This window comes from Gilliamella sp. wkB112, assembly GCF_001690685.1.
Taxonomy (GTDB): domain Bacteria; phylum Pseudomonadota; class Gammaproteobacteria; order Enterobacterales; family Orbaceae; genus Gilliamella; species Gilliamella apicola_J.
In genome coordinates, this window is sequence record NZ_LZGL01000016.1 from 1 (window position 1) to 1835 (window position 1835).

At 38.3% G+C, this 1835-nt stretch carries 2 protein-coding genes and 2 rRNA genes; all 4 read left to right on the forward strand.

Annotated elements, in window-relative coordinates; translation table 11 throughout:
• Nucleotides 1-439, forward strand: a 23S ribosomal RNA gene (locus A9G12_RS06670); the annotation flags it as partial.
• Nucleotides 440-561: 122 nt separating this feature from the next.
• Nucleotides 562-677 (forward strand): 5S ribosomal RNA (rrf, locus tag A9G12_RS06675).
• A 315-nt stretch (nucleotides 678-992) separates the two neighbouring features.
• A complete protein-coding gene (gene rppH / locus A9G12_RS06680) occupies nucleotides 993-1565 on the forward strand; it encodes an RNA pyrophosphohydrolase (RefSeq protein WP_065564154.1) in 573 nt (190 codons plus the stop codon).
• The coding region (locus A9G12_RS06685) for a prolipoprotein diacylglyceryl transferase family protein (RefSeq protein ID WP_176701750.1) at nucleotides 1562-1835 on the forward strand (274 nt) is incomplete at its 3' end. The genes rppH and A9G12_RS06685, both read left to right, overlap by 4 nt.

The following is a 1835-nucleotide window of genomic DNA, read 5'->3' on the forward strand; positions in this document are numbered from 1 at the left end:
ACCGCCCAAGAGTTCATATCGACGGCGGTGTTTGGCACCTCGATGTCGGCTCATCACATCCTGGGGCTGAAGTAGGTCCCAAGGGTACGGCTGTTCGCCGTTTAAAGTGGTACGCGAGCTGGGTTTAGAACGTCGTGAGACAGTTCGGTCCCTATCTGCCATGGGCGTAGGAAAATTGAGAGGGTTTGCTTCTAGTACGAGAGGACCGAAGTGAACGCACCGCTGGTGTACGGGTTGTGATGCCAATTGCATTGCCCGGTAGCTACGTGCGGGATAGATAAGTGCTGAAAGCATCTAAGCACGAAACTAGCCTTGAGATGAGTTTTCCCAGATGAGAATCTGTAAGGTCCGTTTGAGACTAAGACGTAGATAGGTCAGGTGTGTAAGTGTAGTGATACATTGAGCTAACTGATACTAATGAACCGAGAGTCTTAACCTTACAACTCGGAGTTGTTTTGGGCGCTAAGTAGAAGAAAAGCAGTTTGTTCCGGATTGGGTTGGTGTGTTATGAAGAAGAAAGGTATGACACATTAACAAAGAAATGAGAGTATACAGAATATGTCTGGCGGTAATAGCGCGGTGGTCCCACCTGACCCCATGCCGAACTCAGAAGTGAAACGCCGTAGTGCCGATGGTAGTGTGGGTATTACCCATGTGAGAGTAGGGTGCCGCCAGACTAATAAATAAGTGAGAGCCCAGCTGTGATGCTGGGCTTTTTTGTTTTTGCTTTTTAAATAATTACAGCAAGCTATTCGTTTATTTGTACCTCATAGATTATTTATAGCTTGTGGATAAGATCTTTAGTGATTTTTGCTAAAAAAGTAACATATTGTAATAACCAATATTATTGCTGTCATCGAATTATCTCAAAATAAATAGAATATAGTAGATTTATTGATATATTTGCTGGTTTAATATCATTTTTCTATTTATTTATTGCTGTATGTATGAAACAATTCAGATATATAAGAATTAATTTTTTGAGGTAGTCAGTGATCGATAATGATGGCTACCGTCCAAATGTAGGAATAGTTATTTGTAACAGGTATGGTCAAGTGCTTTGGGCTCGTCGCTTTGGGCAAAATTCTTGGCAATTTCCTCAGGGCGGGATAAAATTGAACGAAACTCCTGAGCAAGCAATGTTTCGTGAATTGAATGAAGAGGTAGGATTATTACCAAAAGATGTTAAGATTTTATCGGTTACCAATGGATGGTTACGATATAAATTACCTAAAAGAATGATTCGTTGGGAAAATCAGCCTGTTTGTATTGGTCAAAAGCAAAAATGGTTTTTACTAGAATTAATCTCTAATACATCGGTAATTAATCTAAATGTTTCACCGACTCCTGAATTTGATGATTGGAAATGGGTGAATTATTGGTACCCAATTAGGCAAGTGATTGCCTTTAAACGTGATGTCTATCGAAAAGCCATGAAAGAATTTTCATCGTCAGTATTTACTATACAGTCTGAAATAGAAGAACCAACAATAAATTCTCTAAAAAAGAAACGTTTTAATTTCTTTGCTCATAAACGAAAAAATAAACAGCGTATTAAAAAATGAATCAATATTTACAATTTCCTAATTTCGATCCTATAGCTTTTTCAATTGGCCCTATTTCTCTGCATTGGTATGGGGCAATGTATTTATTTGGCGTATTAGGAGCCCTCTATTTAGCCAAACGTCGAGCTAAGAAACCAAACAGTCAGTGGACCGCATTACAAGTTGAAAACTTACTTTTTTGGGGATTTTTAGGCCTTTTTATTGGAGGTCGCCTAGGTTATATTTTATTTTATAATTTTGATGCTTTTATTCAAGATCCTGTAATTTTAT